A 16,008-nucleotide genomic window follows, 5' to 3' on the forward strand; every position below is an offset into this window, starting at 1 on the left:
GCGAGGCGGTCAGGCAGTGTTGGAGAGGGGAAGCCGGGGTGGTCAGGCCGTGCGCGGCAGTTCGATGCGAAAGCGAGCACCGGGACCGCCGGGCTGCAGAGTGATGCGGCCCCCGTGGGCTGCAATGTACTCCTGCACGATGGAAAGTCCGATGCCCGTGCCTTTCACCGTGTGCTCGGGCTGGCGTTCGCCGCGGAAGAAGGGTTCGAAGATCCGGTCGCGGTCGCCCTCGGCAATGCCGGGGCCGGCGTCGTTCACGTCGATGTGCACCGCCTCGGGCGTCCCCGACACCGCCAGGGTGATGACACCGCCCGTTACCGAAAAGCGAATGGCGTTGCTCAACAGATTGGCGATTGCGGTGCCGAGCTTGGTGCGGTCGACCGTCATTGCGATGGGCTCGCCCTCGGCGCGCACGCGCAGTCCGTGCGACTGCCACTGCAGGCGCTGGGCCTCGATCTGTTCCTCGATCAGCGGCAGCAGCTCGGTGCGTTCGCGGCGCAATTCGCGCGCCTCGAAGGCGGCGGCGTTGAAGCGCAGCAGCGCCTCGATCTGGCCCTGCAGCGCCACGGTGTTCTGCTGCAGGATCTGCGCGACTTCGAGCTGCGCCGGGTTCAGCGGCCCGGTCACGCCGTCTTCGAGCAGCGAGACGCCCTCGCGCAGCGCGGCCAGCGGCGTCTTCAGCTCGTGCGATACGTGGCGCAGGAAGCGCGCCTTGTCGGCGTCGAGCTCGGTCAGGCGCAGCCGCAGCCATTCGAGCTGCTGCGACACGCGCCGCACGTCGGCCGGGCCGCGGATGTCGATGGGCTCGTCGAGCCGGTTCTGGCCGAGGCCGACGATGGCGTGCTCCAGCCGCTTGAACGGCCGCGCCAGCCAGATGCCGAAGGCCAGCGCCAGCGACACGGCCAGCACGCTGGCGGCCACCACTTCGCGCATCAGCCGGCGGCGCGCGTTCTCGATGCGCTTGGCCAGCGCGTCGTTCTGCGTTTCGATCAAGAACTGCGCTTGCTGCGCGAGGTTGGTGTTGAGCGCGTCGAGCTCGCGGAACTGCATGGCCATCGTGCTTTCGCGGGCGAGGGCGCTGTCGGCGTTGCCGCTCATCAGGCCCTCGATCACGCCGAGCTGGGTGCGCCACATCTCGATGCCGGCGGGCGCGAGGCCGTTCTTTTCCAGCCGCTCCAGCACCTGATGCGCTTCGCGTGCTGCGTCGTCGAAGCGGCGGCGCAGCACCGCGTCGTTGAGCACCAGCGACTGGCGCCCCGCGCGCTCCATGGCCGCGCTGCGTTCGGCCAGCGACTGGGACGCGCCCGACAGGCGCAGCGCACGCGCGGCCGCGTCGCGGCTTTGCGTCATCAGTACGTCGTACTGCAGCACCGAGCGCAGCGCCACGCCAACCAGCAGCGCGGTGATCAGCAAGAAGGCAAACAGCAGGAGCTGCTGGAACGAGCCCCGTATGGAAGGTCGCTTCGCCATCAGTGGGCGAGCGCCGGCATCAACGATTCGCTCGTGACCACCTCGCCGCGCAGCGTGTAGGCCAGCGAGCGGGTGATGCGCAGATCGGTCATCTGGCCAACGAGCCTTGCGTCGCCCTCGAAGTTGACGACGCGGTTGCAGGCGGTGCGGCCCATGAGCTCGTTCGCATCCTTGCGCGAGGCGCCTTCCACCAGCACGCGCTGCGTGGTGCCGACCAGCGCCTGGCCGAAGCGCTTCACGTTGGTGTCGATCACGGCCTGCAGCGTGTGCAGGCGCGCGAGCTTCACCTCGTGCGGCGTGTCGTCATGCAGCGCGGCGGCGGGCGTGCCGGGGCGCGGGCTGAAGATGAAGCTGAAGCTGGCGTCGAACTGGCAGTCGTCGATCAGCTTCATCATCTTGTTGAAGTCGTCGTCGGTCTCGCCGGGGAAGCCGACGATGAAGTCGCTGCTCAACGCGAGTTCGGGGCGGATGGCGCGCAGCTTGCGCACCGTGCTCTTGTATTCCATGGCGGTGTAGCCGCGTTTCATCGCCATCAGGATGCGGTCGCTGCCGTGCTGTACCGGCAGGTGCAGGTGGCTCACGAGTTGCGGCACCTTCGCGTAGGCCTCGATCAGCCGCGGCGTGAACTCGTTCGGGTGGCTCGTGGTGTAGCGGATGCGCTCGATGCCGGGAATTTCTGCGACGTATTCGATCAGCAGCGCGAAGTCGGCAATTTCGGCGGTGTCGCCCATCTTGCCGCGGTAGGCATTCACGTTCTGGCCCAGCAGCGTGATCTCGCGCACGCCCTGGTCGGCCAGGCCGGCGATCTCGACCAGCACGTCGTCGAGGGGGCGGTTCACTTCCTCGCCGCGGGTGTAGGGCACCACGCAGTAGCTGCAGTACTTGGAGCAGCCTTCCATGATCGACACGAAGGCCGTCGCGCCCTCGACGCGCGCCGGCGGCAGGTGGTCGAACTTCTCGATCTCGGGGAAGCTGATGTCCACCTGCGGGCGGTTCAGGCGCTCGCGGTCGTTCAGCATCTCGGGCAGGCGGTGCAGCGTCTGCGGTCCGAACACGATGTCGACGTAGGGAGCGCGCGCGATGATGGCCTCGCCCTCCTGGCTCGCCACGCAGCCCCCCACGCCGATCTTCACGCCCTTGGCCTTCAGGTGCTTCACGCGGCCGAGGTCGGAGAACACCTTCTCCTGCGCCTTCTCGCGCACCGAGCAGGTGTTGAACAGGATGAGGTCGGCCTCGTCCACGTTCTGCGTGGGCTCGTAGCCCTGGGCTGCGTTGAGCACGTCGGCCATCTTGTCCGAGTCGTACTCGTTCATCTGGCAGCCGAAGGTCTTGATGAATACTTTTTTCATGGGGAACTCTCTCTGCCCTCCGTGGGTGGAGGGCTGCAGGTGCGCGCGGCGCGCCGCTGCGTTATTGCGTGTTGACGGTGTCGTTCGAGGTGAACGGCCAGATGTTCAGGAGCGGCTTGTCCAGCGACTCGCGGCTGGCCATGGCTTCGTCTGGCGTGAGGATCCAGATCTCGCGCAGCAGTCCGGCGGCGTCGCGCGTGTAGTTGACGAGGTACTTCTGGCCGACGATGGCACCGGGCATCACCAGCATGTTCTGGCCGCTGCGGATGCGCGCGCCGGCGCCCAGGCGGTCGGGCTTGCCGTCGAGTTCGACCTCGGGCGCGTTGGTGACCATGAATTTGCCGCGCAAAGTGCCGATAGGGAAAGTGCGACCGCCAACGAGCGATTCGTTCTGGGTCTGCGGCCGGGGCACTTCGTCCTGGGCGCTGGCGGTGAGCGGGAAAAGGCCTGCAGCAGCAATGGCTGCTGTGCAAACTGCTATGAAAGTGAGAGCATTCGTGATTGTCTTGCAGCGGTTCATGGGGTTTATCCAGAGGCTGTGGAGCGGCGATTTTAGCGAGGGGGTGTGGTTCTCTCGCGCCGGCCACAGTCAGTTATGCGGGGCTTTGGGTTGACCTGCTTTACATTTCTTTACAGGCCCCGTGAACACCGAGAGTCAGCCGCTGATCCAATAGTCGCTGTCAGCCCAAAGTGCACAAAGAACCCATGAAGAAAAATGTCGCGGTCGCCCTTGCGGGCGTGTTGATCGTAGCCGTCGCAGGCGGGTGGTGGAGCATGTCCGGCGACAAGTCCGCCACAAAGAGTGCCAAGGCCCCGACAGCCAACGGCGGCGCAGCTTCCGGCGGCGGTGCTCCTGCGCTCGTAACGCTGGCCACGGCGCAGAAGCAGGACGTGCCGGTGACCGTGCAGGTCAACGGCAGCGTGGTGTCCCTCAACAGCGTCGACCTGCGCCCGCAGGTGACCAACACGGTGAGCGCGGTGCACGTGAAGGAAGGCCAGTTCGTCAAGTCCGGCCAGCTGCTCTTCACGCTCGACGACCGCAACGACCAGGCCAATCTCGCCCGCGCCCGTGCACAGCAGCAAAAGGATGAGGCCACCATGGCCGACCTCGAGCGCCAGTACAAGCGCAGCCAGGACCTGGTGGCGCAGAACTTCATCGCCAAGAGCGCTGCCGACGCCACGCTCTCGCAGCTCGAGGCACAGCGCGCCGCCGTGGCCGCCGACCGCGCGGCCGTGCAGTCGGCGCAGGTGGCGCTGGGCTATGCGACGCTGCGCGCGCCCATTGCGGGGCGCATCGGCGCCGTCAACATCTATCCAGGCACGCTGGTGCAGCCGACGCTGTCGCTGGTCACCATCACGCAGCTCGACCCGATCGCCGTGAGCTTCCCGGTGCCCGAAGGCAACCTGCAAGACCTGCTGGAGGCCGCGCGCTCGCGTTCGAAGGTCGAAGCCGTCGTCACCGGCGGCAAGGCGCCGCTGAGCGGCACGCTCGACTTCGTCGACAACACCGTCGATCCGCAGATCGGCACCGTGCGCGCCAAGGCCGTGTTCGCCAACGCCGACCAGAGCCTGTGGCCGGGCCAGTTCGTCGGCACGCGCATCACGGTGCGCACGCTCAATGGCGTCACCGTTGTGCCGGCCGCGGCGCTGATGATGCTGTCCGAGGGCACTTCGCTCTATGTGGTCGACGAGGGCAAGACCGCCACGCGCCGCAAGGTGAAGACGCTGCACACCTTCGGCACCAAGGTCGCGGTCAGCGGCGTGGAGCCAGGCGAGCAGGTGGTGATCGAAGGCAGCCAGAACGTGCGCCCGGGCGGCAAGGTTCGTGTTGACGTCAAGGCACCGGGTGCGCCCGCCGAGCCTGCAGCGCCCGCCAATGGCACCACCGGCGTCACGCCGGGCAGTGCAGCGTCTTCCGACGGCGCCGACATCAAGCCGCCGAAGCAGGAACGCGCATGAACATTTCGGAGCTCTGCATCCGTCGTCCTGCGATGACGGTGCTGCTGTCTGCGGCCGTGGTGGTCATCGGCATCTTTGCGTACTTCAGCATCCCCGTGGCCGCGCTGCCGAGCTACAACACGCCGGTCATCAACGTCAACGCGCAGCTGCCGGGCGCGAGCCCGGACACCATGGCATCGTCGGTGGCGCTGCCACTCGAAAAGCAGTTCTCGACCATCCCGGGCCTGCAGACCATCAGCTCGGTGAACACGCAGGGCGTGACCTCGCTCACGCTCGAGTTCGTGAGCAGCCGCGATATCGACGCCGCCGCCGTCGATGTGCAGGCCGCGCTGCTGCGTGCCCAGCGCCAGCTGCCGCAAGAGCTCACGCAGCTGCCCTCGTACCGCAAGGTGAACCCGGCCGATGCGCCGGTGCTGTTCATCGCGCTGATCTCGCCGTCGATGAACCCGTCGGAGCTCAACGACTACGCCGAGAACCTGATCTCGCCCACGCTCTCGACCATCGACGGCGTGGCGCAGGTGGGCGTGTATGGCCGCAAGGCTTTTGCGGTGCGCATCAAGGCCAACGCCGACCTGCTCAACGCGCGCAACATCACGCTCGACGAACTCGCCAAGGCGGTGAACTCGGCGAATGCCAACACGCCGGTCGGCGTGCTCGACGGCCCGCGCCAGACGCTCACCATCCAGGCCAACCGCCAGCTCATGAAGGCGGCCGACTTCGCCAAGCTGATCGTCGGCCAGCGCAACGGCGCACCGGTGCGGCTCGACGAGGTGGCGACCATCGAGGACAGCTTCGAGTCGGTCAAGACCGCCAGCAGCTTCAACGGGCAGGACTCGATTTCGCTCGCCGTGCAGCGCCAGCCCAACGCCAACACCGTGCAGGTGGTGGACGCGGTGCGCGCGCTCATCCCGCGCTTCAAGGCCGAGCTGCCGCAGTCGGTGGAAATCCAGATGGTGAACGACCGCTCGCTGTCGATCCGCGAGGCCGTGCACGACGTGCAGCTCACGCTGCTGGGCACCATCGCGCTGGTGGTGCTGGTGATCTTCCTGTTTTTGCACCGGCTGGTGGCCACGCTGATTCCGGCTGCGACCATCCCGATTTCGCTGATCGGCGCGGTGGCGCTGCTCTACGCCTTCGGCTACAGCCTCGACAACATCTCGCTGCTCGGCATCACGCTGGCTGTGGGCCTGGTGGTGGACGATGCCATCGTGGTGCTCGAAAACATCATGCGCTACGTCGAGAAGGGCATGGACCCGTTCGCGGCGGCGCTGCGCGGCGCGCGCGAGGTGGGCTTCACCATCGTGTCGATTTCGATCTCGCTGGTGGCCGTGTTCATCCCGATCTTCTTCATGCCGGGCGTGATCGGCCTGCTGTTCCACGAGTTCGCGGTGGTGGTGGCGCTGGCGGTGCTGGTGTCGGCCGTGGTGTCGCTCACGCTGGTGCCGATGCTCGCGAGTCGCCTGCTCAAGCAGGTGCCGCGCAAGGAGGGCGCGCTCGACCACGAAGAAGAACACCCCGAGCCGGGCACTGCCATCGGCCGCGCATTCGAGCGCGGCTACCGCGCGGTGCACGGCGGCTACATGCGCACGCTCGACTGGACGCTGGGGCATCGCAAGGTGATGCTGATGATGGCGGCGCTGACCTTCGTCATCACGGGCTGGCTGTTCGCGACCATCCCGAAGGGCTTCTTCCCAGAAGAAGACATCGGCCAGATCCAGATCACGACCGAGGCGGCCGAAGACATTTCATTCACCGCCATGAAGGCGCTGCAGGACCGCGTGGCCGCAACGCTCAAGGACGACCCGAGCGTCGACTACGTGAGTTCCTTCGTCGGCGTCGGCGGACCTACGGCCACACAGAACTCCGGCCGGCTGTTCGCGGTGCTCAAGCCGCGCAGCGAGCGCCCGCAGATGGCGAAGGTGCTCGAGTCGCTGCGCCAGCGCTTCCGCGAGATCCCGGGCATCGCCGTCTACATGCAGCCGGTGCAGAACCTGCGCCTGGGCGGCCGCCAGAGCAAGGCGCGCTTCCAGTACACGCTGCAGAGCGTGAACGCGGGCGAGATGGTGCCCTGGTCTACCAAGCTCATGGAGCGCATGCGGGCTGATGCGGCCTTCCGCGACGTGACCAGCGATTCGCAGAACCGCGGCCTGCAGGCCACGCTCGACATTGACCGCGACAAGGCCGGCGTGCTCGGCGTGGCGGTAGGCGACCTGCGCACCGCGCTCTACAACGCGTACGGCGACCGGCAGATCGGCAGCATCTACGGTTCGAGCAACACCTACCAGGTGATCCTCTCGGCCGCCGACAACGACCGCCAGTTCGAGGAAGACGTCTCGCGCCTGTCGGTGCGCAGCACCACGGGCAGGCTGGTGCCGCTGTCGGCCTTCTCGACTGTCAAGCGCACGGTGGGGCCGACTTCGGTCAACCACCAGGGCCAGCTGCAGGCGGTGACGGTGTCGTTCAACCTCGCGCCCGACGTGCCGCTGGGCAACGCGACCGCGAAGATCGACCAGTTCAAGGACGAGCTGAAGATGCCGCAGTCGATCATCACCACCTACGGCGGCGATGCGGCGGTGTTCCAGAGTTCGCAGTCGAGCCAGGCCGTGCTGCTGGTGCTGGCGGTGCTCGTCATCTACGTGCTGCTGGGCGTGCTGTACGAGAGCTACATCCACCCGCTGACGATTCTGGCGGGGCTGCCTTCGGCGGCAGTGGGGGCGCTGATCTCGCTGAAGCTCTTCGGCTTCGACCTGACGCTGATCGCGACCATCGGCATCCTGCTGCTGATCGGCATCGTGAAGAAGAACGCGATCATGATGATCGACTTCGCGCTCGACGCGCAGCGCACCGAGGGCATGCAGCCGGTGGACGCGATCCGCGAGGCCTGCCGCCTGCGGTTCCGCCCGATCCTGATGACCACGCTGGCCGCGCTGATGGGTGCACTGCCGCTGGCGCTGGGCCTGGGCGCCGGCGCCGAACTGCGCCAGCCGCTGGGCGTGGCCGTGGTGGGCGGGCTGATCTTCTCGCAGGTGATCACGCTGTACATCACGCCAGCCATCTACCTGGCGCTGGACCGCTACAGCGGCACGGGACCGATGGTCGATCTGCCGGGAGAGGCCAAGGCCGAAGCTGCAGCGGGCGGTCACGCCGCCTCGCACGCCTGACGGCGATCCAAAAGATGCCGGATGGTCATGAGCGTGAGCCACCCGGCCAGAAAGGACTTTGGCAGTCCTGCGAAACGTCACACCCGGGCCATCGCCAATTGAAGGCGGGCCTCTTCTTCAACGGCTCCTCCCGTTCCCTCCTCCGCTCTTCCCATCCATGTGTGTGACGGGGTGAATGATGGCGATGGGGGAAGGGCTCGACGGTATCCAGCGATACAGGAAGTGGGCTTTTTTCTTATGGTGACGCATCGCGGAAACGCCGCAAGGCCGGCGCATTCGGGATGCTGACCTGCCGGGCCCGCGTTTCAATGAGCCCGTGTCCCGCCAGCGCATTCAACGTGCGGGTGACGGTGACGCGGCTCAATGCCGTCATGGCGCCGATCTGCTCATGCGTCAGATCGACGGTGAGTTGTTTCGATGCCTGCGCCGATGGCAGGCGTGCCACACGCAGCAGCAAATCGATGACCCGCTCCTTGGGCGCCGCCGAGGCCACCCCGGCAAGCTTGGCGACGATCATGTGATTCTTGAAGCCGAGCAGCTGGATCAATGAGGTCGCGAGTTCGGGAAGCTCCGAAAATTGCTGCGCGACATCCGCCGGGCGATAGCGGCTGAGAATGGCCGGCGCGACCGCCCGGGTTGTCGTGGGCCGAGGACTGTCGGCAAACGCGGGGCCTTCGCCAAAAATCGCACCCGGTCCGAAGATCTCGAGCAGGAACTCCGAGCCGTTGCTTCGCTGGATCGTGGAGTGAACGAACCCCGATCGCAAAAGATAGAAGTAGTCGTGCCGTTCGCCTTCGCGCGCAATGGTGTCGCCGGCCTCCAGGGTGACGAAGCTTCCCAGATGCGTGGCGTCGGTCCACGGAGCAGACAGCGTCTGGGATGCATCCCAACTGGCGTACGCCGAGGGGGGCGAATTTGTTCTTTTCATGGGAGCGTCTTGCCCGGGTCGGAGAAAGGCAAGCGGCCCATCGTGCCGTCGCGCTAGGTCGTGGGCTCATCGAGCGGCGTGTCCGCCGCCAGGTGGGCGGTATCGCTCCAGCCCACAAGGCTGAAACCTTCCGGCGTCCACAGCATGCGGTTGATGGCTGCATTGCCCAGCTGCCAGGTGCGTGGCGCCTGCAGCTCCTGGCGGGTGGCTGCGCGGTAGAGCACGTCCATCACGCCGCCGTGTGCAACCAGCACGACCAGCTCGCCCGGATGTCGTGCCGCCAGCTCGGAGGCCACGCCTGTCACTCGGTCGCGGAACACCAGCAGGCTCTCGCCGCCGTCGGGTTCGAACTCGGGGTCGCGCTCGCGCCAGAGCTTGGCCTGCACCGGCAGCGTGGCTTCGATCTCGGCGAAGCTCAGGCCCTCGAAATGCCCGAAGGCACGCTCGCGCAGGCGCGGCTCGGGCTGCACGGCCAGGCCATGGGGCTTGGCGATTTCTTCTGCGGTCTGCCAGGCGCGCGAGAGGTCGCTGGCGTAGACGACACCAATCGGCTCGTCGGCCAGCGCACCACCGGCGCGCCGCGCCTGCCAGAGTCCGGTCTCGTTGAGCCCGATGTCGAGCTGGCCCTGGATGCGGGTGTCGACGTTCCAGGCGGTTTCGCCGTGGCGAACGGCGATCAGGCGGGTGGCTTCTTCCATTCGCGGGATTCTAGAAGCGCTACTTTTTGGCCGTTGACAGCTCGATGTTGACCCGGCGCTCGCCCTGCGGCGGGTTCGGGAAGCCCTGCAGCGCGGCCTGGAACATCACCGGCAGGATCGCCGCACTCGAGGTGTAGGGACCATCGTTGCGGGCGCGGGTCTCGTAGACCACGCGGTTGGAGCCCACCTCGCGCAGCACCACGCTCACTTCGCGCTCATACCAGGGGTTGGCTGGCGGCGCGAACGCCGGGCCGCCATACCAGCCGCCGCCGTACCAGCGCCGGCCGTAGTAGCCATAGCCGCCGTAGCCATAACCCCAGGGGCCGTTGTAGAGCCACGGATCGGCCCAGGGCGAGAGGCCGGCCGTCACGCGCGCGCCGATCTGCGCGGTGTACTGGGGCTTGGCGTCGTCGCGGCGCATGCCGACTTTGTCGAGCGCCGCGGCGGCCATGGCTTCGAGCGATTCCTGCCGCGCGCCGTCGGCCTGCTGCGAGGGCAGGCGGTCGAAGCGGTAGGTGGCTCCGGGCGCCACGGTGCCGGGGGAGGCAAAGCTCTTGACGTCGCTGTCGACCACCCAGGAGGTGGCGCAACCTGTCAGGCTTGCTGCAAGAAGAAGAGCAGAGAACGCAAGTTTCATGAGGGTCTCCGGGCACAAAGCCCAAAATTCCCCTGGGTTGCCCGGTCAGCCCTGGACGATGCGCAGGGCGGCAGGTGCCTGGGAGAGCAGATCGAAGGAGGGGGTGTCGAAGGCCTTGTCGCCGTCGTCATCCGCCACGCCCGTCGCCTTCAGACCCTTGAAGTCGTGCCGCGTTCCGTCGAGCAGGTGCGAAGGCACCACGTTCTGCAGCGCGGTGAACATGTTCTCCACGCGGCCGGGGTACTTCTTGTCCCACTCGCGCAGCATTTCGCCGACCTGCTTGCGCTGCAGGTTTTCCTGGCTGCCGCACAGCGTGCACGGAATGATCGGGAACTCGCGGTGCTGGGCCCAGCGCACCGTGTCTTTTTCGGCCACGTAGGCCAGCGGGCGGATCACGATGTGCTTGCCGTCGTCGCTCACCAGCTTGGGCGGCATGCTCTTGAGCTTGCCGGCAAAGAACATGTTGAGGAAGAAGGTCTGCAGCATGTCGTCGCGGTGGTGGCCCAGCGCGACCTTGGTGGCGCCCAGCTCGTCGGCCACGCGGTACAGGATGCCGCGGCGCAGCCGGCTGCACAGGCCGCAGGTGGTCTTGCCCTCCGGGATCACGCGCTTGACGATGCTGTAGGTGTCCTGGTTCTCGATGTGGAAGTCCACGCCCAGGTCGCTCAGGTACTTGGGCAACACCTCTTCGGGAAAGCCGGGCTGCTTCTGGTCGAGGTTGACCGCGACGATGTCGAAGTGAATCGGCGCGCGCGCCTTCAGCTTGAGCAGGATGTCGAGCAGCGCGTAGCTGTCTTTGCCACCCGATACGCACACCATGACCTTGTCGCCCTCTTCGATCATGTTGTAGTCGACGATGGCCTGCCCGACCTGGCGGCACAGGCGCTTTTCGAGCTTGTGCGTTTCGCGCTCGATCTTCAGGGAATTGGCAGTGGCGTCGGCGGCGGCGGGCGCCTCGTCGATCCAGACGGCGTTCATGGGCAGGCTACTTCGGGGAGTCGGGGGAAGGGGGTGATTGTCCCCGATCCCCATTCCACACGCTACGCGGCGGGAAAGGCGGTGCGCATCGCCTCGACGAAGAGCCGCAGCTTCGCCGGGTAGAAGCGCGCGTACGGGTACGCCAGGTACACCGGCGCGGGCGTCCCGCGCCACCGCGGCACCAGATGCAGCAGCCGGCCCGCGGCGATCTCCTCGGTCAGCATCCATGTCGACGACACGCCTGCGCCCAGGCCCAGCACGACGGCGCTGCGCAGGGCGTAGAGGCTGTCGGTGATCAGGCGCGGGCGGATCGGCACGCGGCACACCTCGCCGGTGGTCTCGTGCGTCAGCACGACCTCGGTGCGGTAGAAGTTGCGCGCGGCCAGCCAGGGCAGGGCTTCCAGCTCGCGGGGGTGGGTGGGCACTGCGGCCGCACCCTCGAAAAGAGAAGGCGCGGCAATCGCGATGCGCGGCACCTCGGACAGCCGGATCGCCACCACGGCCGGGTCAGTCACTTCGCCGACGCGAATCGCACAGTCGACGCCCTCGGCGATGAAGTCGGGCGTCTGGTCGTGCGGGCTGTCGTGCAGCAGCCATTCGACCGTCACCTGCGGATGGCGCTGCAGGTACCCGGCCAGCGGGCCGACCAGCAACTGCTGCCCGAAGGCATGCGGCGCCACCACGCGCAACCGGCCCTCGGGCTGGTCGCCGACGCCGCGCAGCTCGGCCTCGAAGGCGCCCCAGCTCTGGATCAGCTCCTTGGCGCGGTCGAAGCAGCGCTCGCCGTCCTCCGTGAGCTTCATCGCGTGCGTGGAGCGCTGCAGCAGCCGCACGCCCAGCGAGCGCTCGAGCGCCTGCAGGCGGCGGCTCACGGTGGGCTGGGTGGTGCCCATCTGCGTGGCTGCGGCCGACAGGCTGCCGGCCTCGACGATGCGCACGAAGGTCTGCATCAGCTCGATGCGGTCGGCGGGAGCGGGCTTTTCCATACGTCAAGCGTATATCAATTGTTCGACCCGGGAGGCTACCTTTGACCGCCACCGCCCTGCAAACTCCGGCCCTTGCTTCTGGTTCTAAGGGTTAACACCATGTCTTCCATTCAATCAACGCATGAGCGACTGTCCGGCTCGCTGATCCTGCTGCTGGCCGCCAGCGCCGGCTTCGGTGTCGCGGCGCTCTACTACAGCCAGCCCATGCTGGGCGTGCTCGGGCCCGACATCGGCGCCTCGGCGCGTTCCGTGGGCTTCGTGCCCACGCTCACGCAGCTGGGCTACGCGCTCGGCATCCTGCTGCTCGCCCCGCTGGGCGACCGCTTCGACCGCCGCCGCATCATCCTCGTCAAGGCAACGGTGCTGGTGCTGGCGCTGCTCGGTGCAGCTTTTTCGCCCTCGGTCGGCCCGCTGCTGGCGGCCAGCCTCGTCATCGGCCTTGCCGCCACCATGGCGCAGGACGTGGTGCCGGCCGCCGCCACGCTGGCGCCCGAGGCGCACCGCGGCAAGATCGTCGGCACGGTGATGACGGGGTTGCTGCTGGGCATCCTGCTGTCGCGCGTGCTCAGCGGCTTCGTGGCCGAGCACTTCGGCTGGCGCACGATGTTCATGGTCGCGGCGGCCAGCATTGCGTTCATTGGCGTTGCCGCGGCGCGCGGCCTGCCGCACCTGCGCCCGACCACACAGCTGGGCTACGGCGCGCTGCTGGGCTCGCTGGCGGATCTGTGGAACCGCCACAGCGCGCTGCGCCGCGCCGCCTTTGCGCAGGCCCTGCTGTCGGTGGGTTTCAGCGCCTTCTGGTCGACGCTGGCCGTCATGCTGCACGGCGCGCCCTTTCATCTGGGCAGCGCGGCTGCCGGCGCCTTCGGCCTGGCCGGTGCGGCGGGTGCGCTGGCCGCGCCGCTGGCCGGGCGCCTGGCGGACCGCCGCGGTCCCGAGCTGGTGATCCGCATGGGCGCCGTGCTGGTCGTGGTGTCGTTCGCGGCCATGCTGTTTGCACCGCTGATGGCGCCTGCCGCTCGGCTGGGGCTGATCGTGGCCAGCGCCATCGGCTTCGACTTCGGGCTGCAGGCCGCGTTGATCGCGCACCAGACCGTGGTCTACGGCATCGACCCCGGTGCGCGCAGCCGGCTCAATGCGGTGTTCTTCACCGGCGTGTTCATCGGCATGGCCACGGGTTCCGCGCTCGGCGCCCTGGTGCTGGCGCAGTGGGGCTGGTCGGCCGTGGCCTTGCTGGGGGCGGTGTCGGGGCTGGGTGCGCTTGCCGTGCGGATGTGGCCCGTGGCCGTCAAGCCTGCCGTGGCTTGTGGTTCAGCAGCCTGAAGGGCTGTTGCTCACCACTCGCCTGCTTCCATGCGGATCGCCACTTCGCAGTCGTCGAAGATTTCGAGCTTGGCGATCTTCACGCGCACGCCCACCACGCCGGGCAGCTGCAGCAGGCGCTGCACCAGCTTGCCGATCAGGCTTTCGAGCAGGTTGACGTGCTCGGCGGTGCACTCTTCGATGATGATGCGGCGCACCTTGCGGTAGTCGAGCACGTGGAAGATGTCGTCGTCCTGCGGCAGCAGCGGCTGCGGGCCGAGGTTGAGTTCGGCATCGACCAGGATCGGTTGCGGCGCCGTCTTCTCCTGCTCGAGGATGCCCAGGTTGGCGTCGAAGCGCAGGCCCTGGAGGGTGAGTGTCTGGTGGCCTTGCGAGGGAGTGGACATGGTGGTGCTCACATGAGCGAGAAATCGCGCTCGAATTTCATCAGGTGCTGGCCGCCGTCCACCAGCAGCGTGGTGCCGGTGATCGAGCGGTTCTCCAGCGCGAACTTCACCGTGGCGACCACGTCATCCGGCGTGGAAGAGCGGCCCAGCGGCGACAGTTTGTGCAATTGCGCGAACTTGTCGTCGTCCAGCATGTGGCTCGCCAGCGTGAGGCCGGGCGCCACGCCCACCACGCGCACGCGAGGCGCGAGGGCCAGTGCCAGCATCGGCGTAGCGGCTTCGAGCGCGGCCTTCGACAGCGTGTAGCTCAGGAAGTCGGGGTTCGGGTTCCACAACTTCTGGTCGAGCAGATGGACAACCGCGCCTTGCGCGTCGCGCGCCGTCACGTGTTCATGCAGCGCCTGCGCCAGCAGGATGGCCGCGCCGGTGTTGCTGCGCGCATGGCGTTCCATGAGCGCATAGCCGAAGGTGGCGGCTTCGTCGTGCTCGAACAGCGCTGCGCTGTGCACCACGGCGTCGACGCTGCGAAAGCGCGCGACCACGCGGGGCAGCAGGGCGCGCGTGGCCTGTTCGTCTTCGAGGTCGGCGGCGAACAGGGCCGAGTCGCCCGAGAGCGCGGCGCAGTCGGCCACCGTCTGCTCGGCCTCGTCCAGCGAACTCCGGTAGTGCACCGCCACTTGCCAGCCGCCTGCGGCAAGCCCCAGCGCGATCTCGCGGCCCAGCCTGCGGCCTGCGCCCGTGACGAGAACGGTGCGGCGGGAGGCAGGGGCTTGGGAAACGGGGCTCATGCGGGGGAGGGAGAATGGCGCTGTGACGACAAAGACGACCCCCAGCAGTTTACCTACCGCCCTCGACCACCTCATCGCGCGTTCCGTCGAGCGCGCGGGTGGATGGATCGGGTTCGACCGCTTCATGGCACTCGCGTTGTATGCGCCCGGCTTGGGCTACTACGCCAACACTTCCGCCAAGTTCGGGCACATGCCTTCTTCGGGCAGCGACTTCGTGACGGCGCCGGAACTCACGCCGATGTTCGGGCAGACCCTGGCAGCTCAGGTGGCCGAGGCGCTGGAGAAGACGGGGACCGACACGGTGTGGGAATTCGGTGCAGGCTCTGGTGCATTGGCGGTTCAGCTGCTGCATGCGCTCGACGAGATGGGGCGCAGCGATGTGCGCTATCGCATCGTCGATCTGTCCGGCACGTTGCGGGAGCGGCAGCAGCAGGCGCTGGTGCGGTATGCGGATCGTGTCGAGTGGCTGAGCGAACTGCCTGAGTCGATGGAAGGCGTGGTGGTCGGAAACGAAGTGCTCGATGCGATGCCTGTGCAATTGCTGGCGCGTGTGGGCGGGCAGTGGTTCGAACGCGGCGTGGTGCGCAATGCGAGCGACGACGGTTGGGCATGGGCGGACCGTTCCACCGAACTTCGCCCGCCGATCGAAGTGCCCGGCGGGCACGACTACCTCACCGAGATTCATCCGCAGGCTCGGGCATTCATTGCCACGCTGGCGGATCGGCTCGGGAAGGGCGCGGCTTTTCTTATCGATTACGGTTTTCCCGAGGCCGAGTACTACCACCCGCAGCGGCATATGGGCACGGTGATGTGCCACCGGGCGCACCAGGCTGATGGCGATCCGCTGTCCGATGTGGGCTACAAGGACATCACTGCGCATGTCGACTTCACTGGTATTGCGCTGGCTGGGCAGGACGCGGGGCTTGAGGTGCTGGGCTATACGAGTCAGGCGCGGTTTCTGCTGAACTGTGGGTTGCTGGCTCGGATGGAAGCCGGGTCTGTTGCCGAGCGGGCGATGGCTGCGCGGTTGATTCATGAGCATGAGATGGGGGAACTCTTCAAGGTTGTCGGGTTTGCTGTTGGGGGGGCTTGGGATGCGATGGGGTTTGTTGATGGGGATCGCAGTCATACGCTTTGAGTGACTGTGGTTGTTTGTTTTTCCGAGGCCGGGACTCGCCCCGGCGGGCGACCTGCTTTTCTTTGCTTCGCCAAAGAAAAGTAGGCAAAAGAAAGGCGACCCCACTGTCTGCGACCCTTCGCTTCGCTACGGGCAACCTGCGGTGCTCGCGTTTCGCGGGGTCTCGCCCAAACTCGCTTCGCTCAGACAAGGGCGAGCCCTGATCCG

At 67.1% G+C, this 16,008-nt stretch carries 14 protein-coding genes; 4 read left to right on the forward strand and 10 right to left on the reverse strand.

Going from position 1 to position 16,008, the window contains the following annotated elements:
* Nucleotides 1–42: 42 nt before the first annotated feature.
* From AC07O3_RS32020 to AC07O3_RS32030, 3 genes are all read right to left on the reverse strand, one after another.
* A complete protein-coding gene (locus AC07O3_RS32020; protein ID WP_093056176.1) occupies nucleotides 43–1,470 on the reverse strand; it encodes a sensor histidine kinase in 1,428 nt (475 codons plus the stop codon).
* Nucleotides 1,470–2,819, reverse strand: a complete 1,350-nt coding sequence (gene miaB / locus AC07O3_RS32025; RefSeq protein ID WP_495341253.1) for a tRNA (N6-isopentenyl adenosine(37)-C2)-methylthiotransferase MiaB — start codon at nucleotides 2,817–2,819, stop codon at nucleotides 1,470–1,472. The genes AC07O3_RS32020 and miaB overlap by 1 nt, the downstream gene beginning before the upstream one ends.
* A 61-nt stretch (nucleotides 2,820–2,880) precedes the next feature.
* Nucleotides 2,881–3,339 (reverse strand): hypothetical protein, encoded by a 459-nt coding sequence (locus AC07O3_RS32030; protein WP_495341254.1) that lies wholly within the window; start codon nucleotides 3,337–3,339, stop codon nucleotides 2,881–2,883.
* A gap of 254 nt (nucleotides 3,340–3,593) precedes the next feature.
* Between AC07O3_RS32030 and AC07O3_RS32035 the strand changes: the two genes are divergently transcribed.
* Nucleotides 3,594–4,778, forward strand: a complete 1,185-nt coding sequence (locus AC07O3_RS32035; RefSeq protein ID WP_093056170.1) for an efflux RND transporter periplasmic adaptor subunit — start codon at nucleotides 3,594–3,596, stop codon at nucleotides 4,776–4,778.
* Complete coding sequence (locus AC07O3_RS32040) at nucleotides 4,775–7,939, forward strand: efflux RND transporter permease subunit (protein WP_495341255.1); 3,165 nt, start codon at nucleotides 4,775–4,777, stop codon at nucleotides 7,937–7,939. The genes AC07O3_RS32035 and AC07O3_RS32040 overlap by 4 nt, the downstream gene beginning before the upstream one ends.
* 235 nt (nucleotides 7,940–8,174) lie before the next feature.
* Here AC07O3_RS32040 and AC07O3_RS32045 read toward each other — a convergent pair whose 3' ends face one another.
* The 5 genes from AC07O3_RS32045 to AC07O3_RS32065 all read right to left on the reverse strand — a co-directional run bounded on the left by AC07O3_RS32045 (nucleotide 8,175) and on the right by AC07O3_RS32065 (nucleotide 12,166).
* Complete coding sequence (locus tag AC07O3_RS32045; protein ID WP_093056165.1) at nucleotides 8,175–8,867, reverse strand: Crp/Fnr family transcriptional regulator; 693 nt, start codon at nucleotides 8,865–8,867, stop codon at nucleotides 8,175–8,177.
* Between the two features lie 53 nt (nucleotides 8,868–8,920).
* Complete coding sequence (locus tag AC07O3_RS32050) at nucleotides 8,921–9,565, reverse strand: histidine phosphatase family protein (protein WP_093056163.1); 645 nt, start codon at nucleotides 9,563–9,565, stop codon at nucleotides 8,921–8,923.
* A 19-nt stretch (nucleotides 9,566–9,584) separates the two neighbouring features.
* A complete protein-coding gene (locus tag AC07O3_RS32055; protein ID WP_495341256.1) occupies nucleotides 9,585–10,202 on the reverse strand; it encodes a DUF4136 domain-containing protein in 618 nt (205 codons plus the stop codon).
* A 45-nt stretch (nucleotides 10,203–10,247) separates the two neighbouring features.
* A complete protein-coding gene (ttcA, locus tag AC07O3_RS32060; protein ID WP_093056159.1) occupies nucleotides 10,248–11,180 on the reverse strand; it encodes a tRNA 2-thiocytidine(32) synthetase TtcA in 933 nt (310 codons plus the stop codon).
* A 62-nt stretch (nucleotides 11,181–11,242) separates the two neighbouring features.
* On the reverse strand, nucleotides 11,243–12,166 hold the full coding sequence (locus AC07O3_RS32065; protein ID WP_495341257.1) for a LysR family transcriptional regulator: 924 nt from the start codon (nucleotides 12,164–12,166) through the stop codon (nucleotides 11,243–11,245).
* A 99-nt stretch (nucleotides 12,167–12,265) separates the two neighbouring features.
* Here AC07O3_RS32065 and AC07O3_RS32070 point away from each other — a divergent pair, with 99 nt between their 5' ends.
* Nucleotides 12,266–13,489: an MFS transporter gene (locus tag AC07O3_RS32070; RefSeq protein ID WP_495341258.1), complete on the forward strand. Its 1,224-nt coding sequence runs from the start codon at nucleotides 12,266–12,268 to the stop codon at nucleotides 13,487–13,489.
* An 11-nt stretch (nucleotides 13,490–13,500) separates the two neighbouring features.
* Here AC07O3_RS32070 and AC07O3_RS32075 read toward each other — a convergent pair whose 3' ends face one another.
* Together AC07O3_RS32075 and AC07O3_RS32080 are read right to left on the reverse strand one after the other, a co-directional pair.
* Complete coding sequence (locus AC07O3_RS32075) at nucleotides 13,501–13,875, reverse strand: dihydroneopterin aldolase (RefSeq protein WP_093056387.1); 375 nt, start codon at nucleotides 13,873–13,875, stop codon at nucleotides 13,501–13,503.
* Between the two features lie 8 nt (nucleotides 13,876–13,883).
* Nucleotides 13,884–14,663, reverse strand: coding sequence for an SDR family oxidoreductase (locus AC07O3_RS32080; protein WP_495341259.1), 780 nt, complete (start codon nucleotides 14,661–14,663; stop codon nucleotides 13,884–13,886).
* Nucleotides 14,664–14,685: 22 nt separating this feature from the next.
* Between AC07O3_RS32080 and AC07O3_RS32085 the strand changes: the two genes are divergently transcribed.
* A complete protein-coding gene (locus AC07O3_RS32085) occupies nucleotides 14,686–15,801 on the forward strand; it encodes a class I SAM-dependent methyltransferase (protein WP_495341260.1) in 1,116 nt (371 codons plus the stop codon).
* The last annotated feature ends 207 nt before the right edge of the window (nucleotides 15,802–16,008 follow it).

The sequence above is a fragment of the Variovorax sp. GW821-FHT09D05 genome (assembly GCF_059416325.1).

Bases quoted from the DNA above. Each gene is read 5' to 3' on its own strand.
- AC07O3_RS32020 (WP_093056176.1), bottom strand. From the start codon at position 1,470: ATGGCGAAGCGACCTTCCATACGGGGCTCGTTCCAGCAGCTCCTGCTG.
- miaB (WP_495341253.1), bottom strand. From the start codon at position 2,819: ATGAAAAAAGTATTCATCAAGACCTTCGGCTGCCAGATGAACGAGTAC.
- AC07O3_RS32030 (WP_495341254.1), bottom strand. From the start codon at position 3,339: ATGAACCGCTGCAAGACAATCACGAATGCTCTCACTTTCATAGCAGTT.
- AC07O3_RS32035 (WP_093056170.1), top strand. From the start codon at position 3,594: ATGTCCGGCGACAAGTCCGCCACAAAGAGTGCCAAGGCCCCGACAGCC.
- AC07O3_RS32040 (WP_495341255.1), top strand. From the start codon at position 4,775: ATGAACATTTCGGAGCTCTGCATCCGTCGTCCTGCGATGACGGTGCTG.
- AC07O3_RS32045 (WP_093056165.1), bottom strand. From the start codon at position 8,867: ATGAAAAGAACAAATTCGCCCCCCTCGGCGTACGCCAGTTGGGATGCA.
- AC07O3_RS32050 (WP_093056163.1), bottom strand. From the start codon at position 9,565: ATGGAAGAAGCCACCCGCCTGATCGCCGTTCGCCACGGCGAAACCGCC.
- AC07O3_RS32055 (WP_495341256.1), bottom strand. From the start codon at position 10,202: ATGAAACTTGCGTTCTCTGCTCTTCTTCTTGCAGCAAGCCTGACAGGT.
- ttcA (WP_093056159.1), bottom strand. From the start codon at position 11,180: ATGAACGCCGTCTGGATCGACGAGGCGCCCGCCGCCGCCGACGCCACT.
- AC07O3_RS32065 (WP_495341257.1), bottom strand. From the start codon at position 12,166: ATGGAAAAGCCCGCTCCCGCCGACCGCATCGAGCTGATGCAGACCTTC.
- AC07O3_RS32070 (WP_495341258.1), top strand. From the start codon at position 12,266: ATGTCTTCCATTCAATCAACGCATGAGCGACTGTCCGGCTCGCTGATC.
- AC07O3_RS32075 (WP_093056387.1), bottom strand. From the start codon at position 13,875: ATGTCCACTCCCTCGCAAGGCCACCAGACACTCACCCTCCAGGGCCTG.
- AC07O3_RS32080 (WP_495341259.1), bottom strand. From the start codon at position 14,663: ATGAGCCCCGTTTCCCAAGCCCCTGCCTCCCGCCGCACCGTTCTCGTC.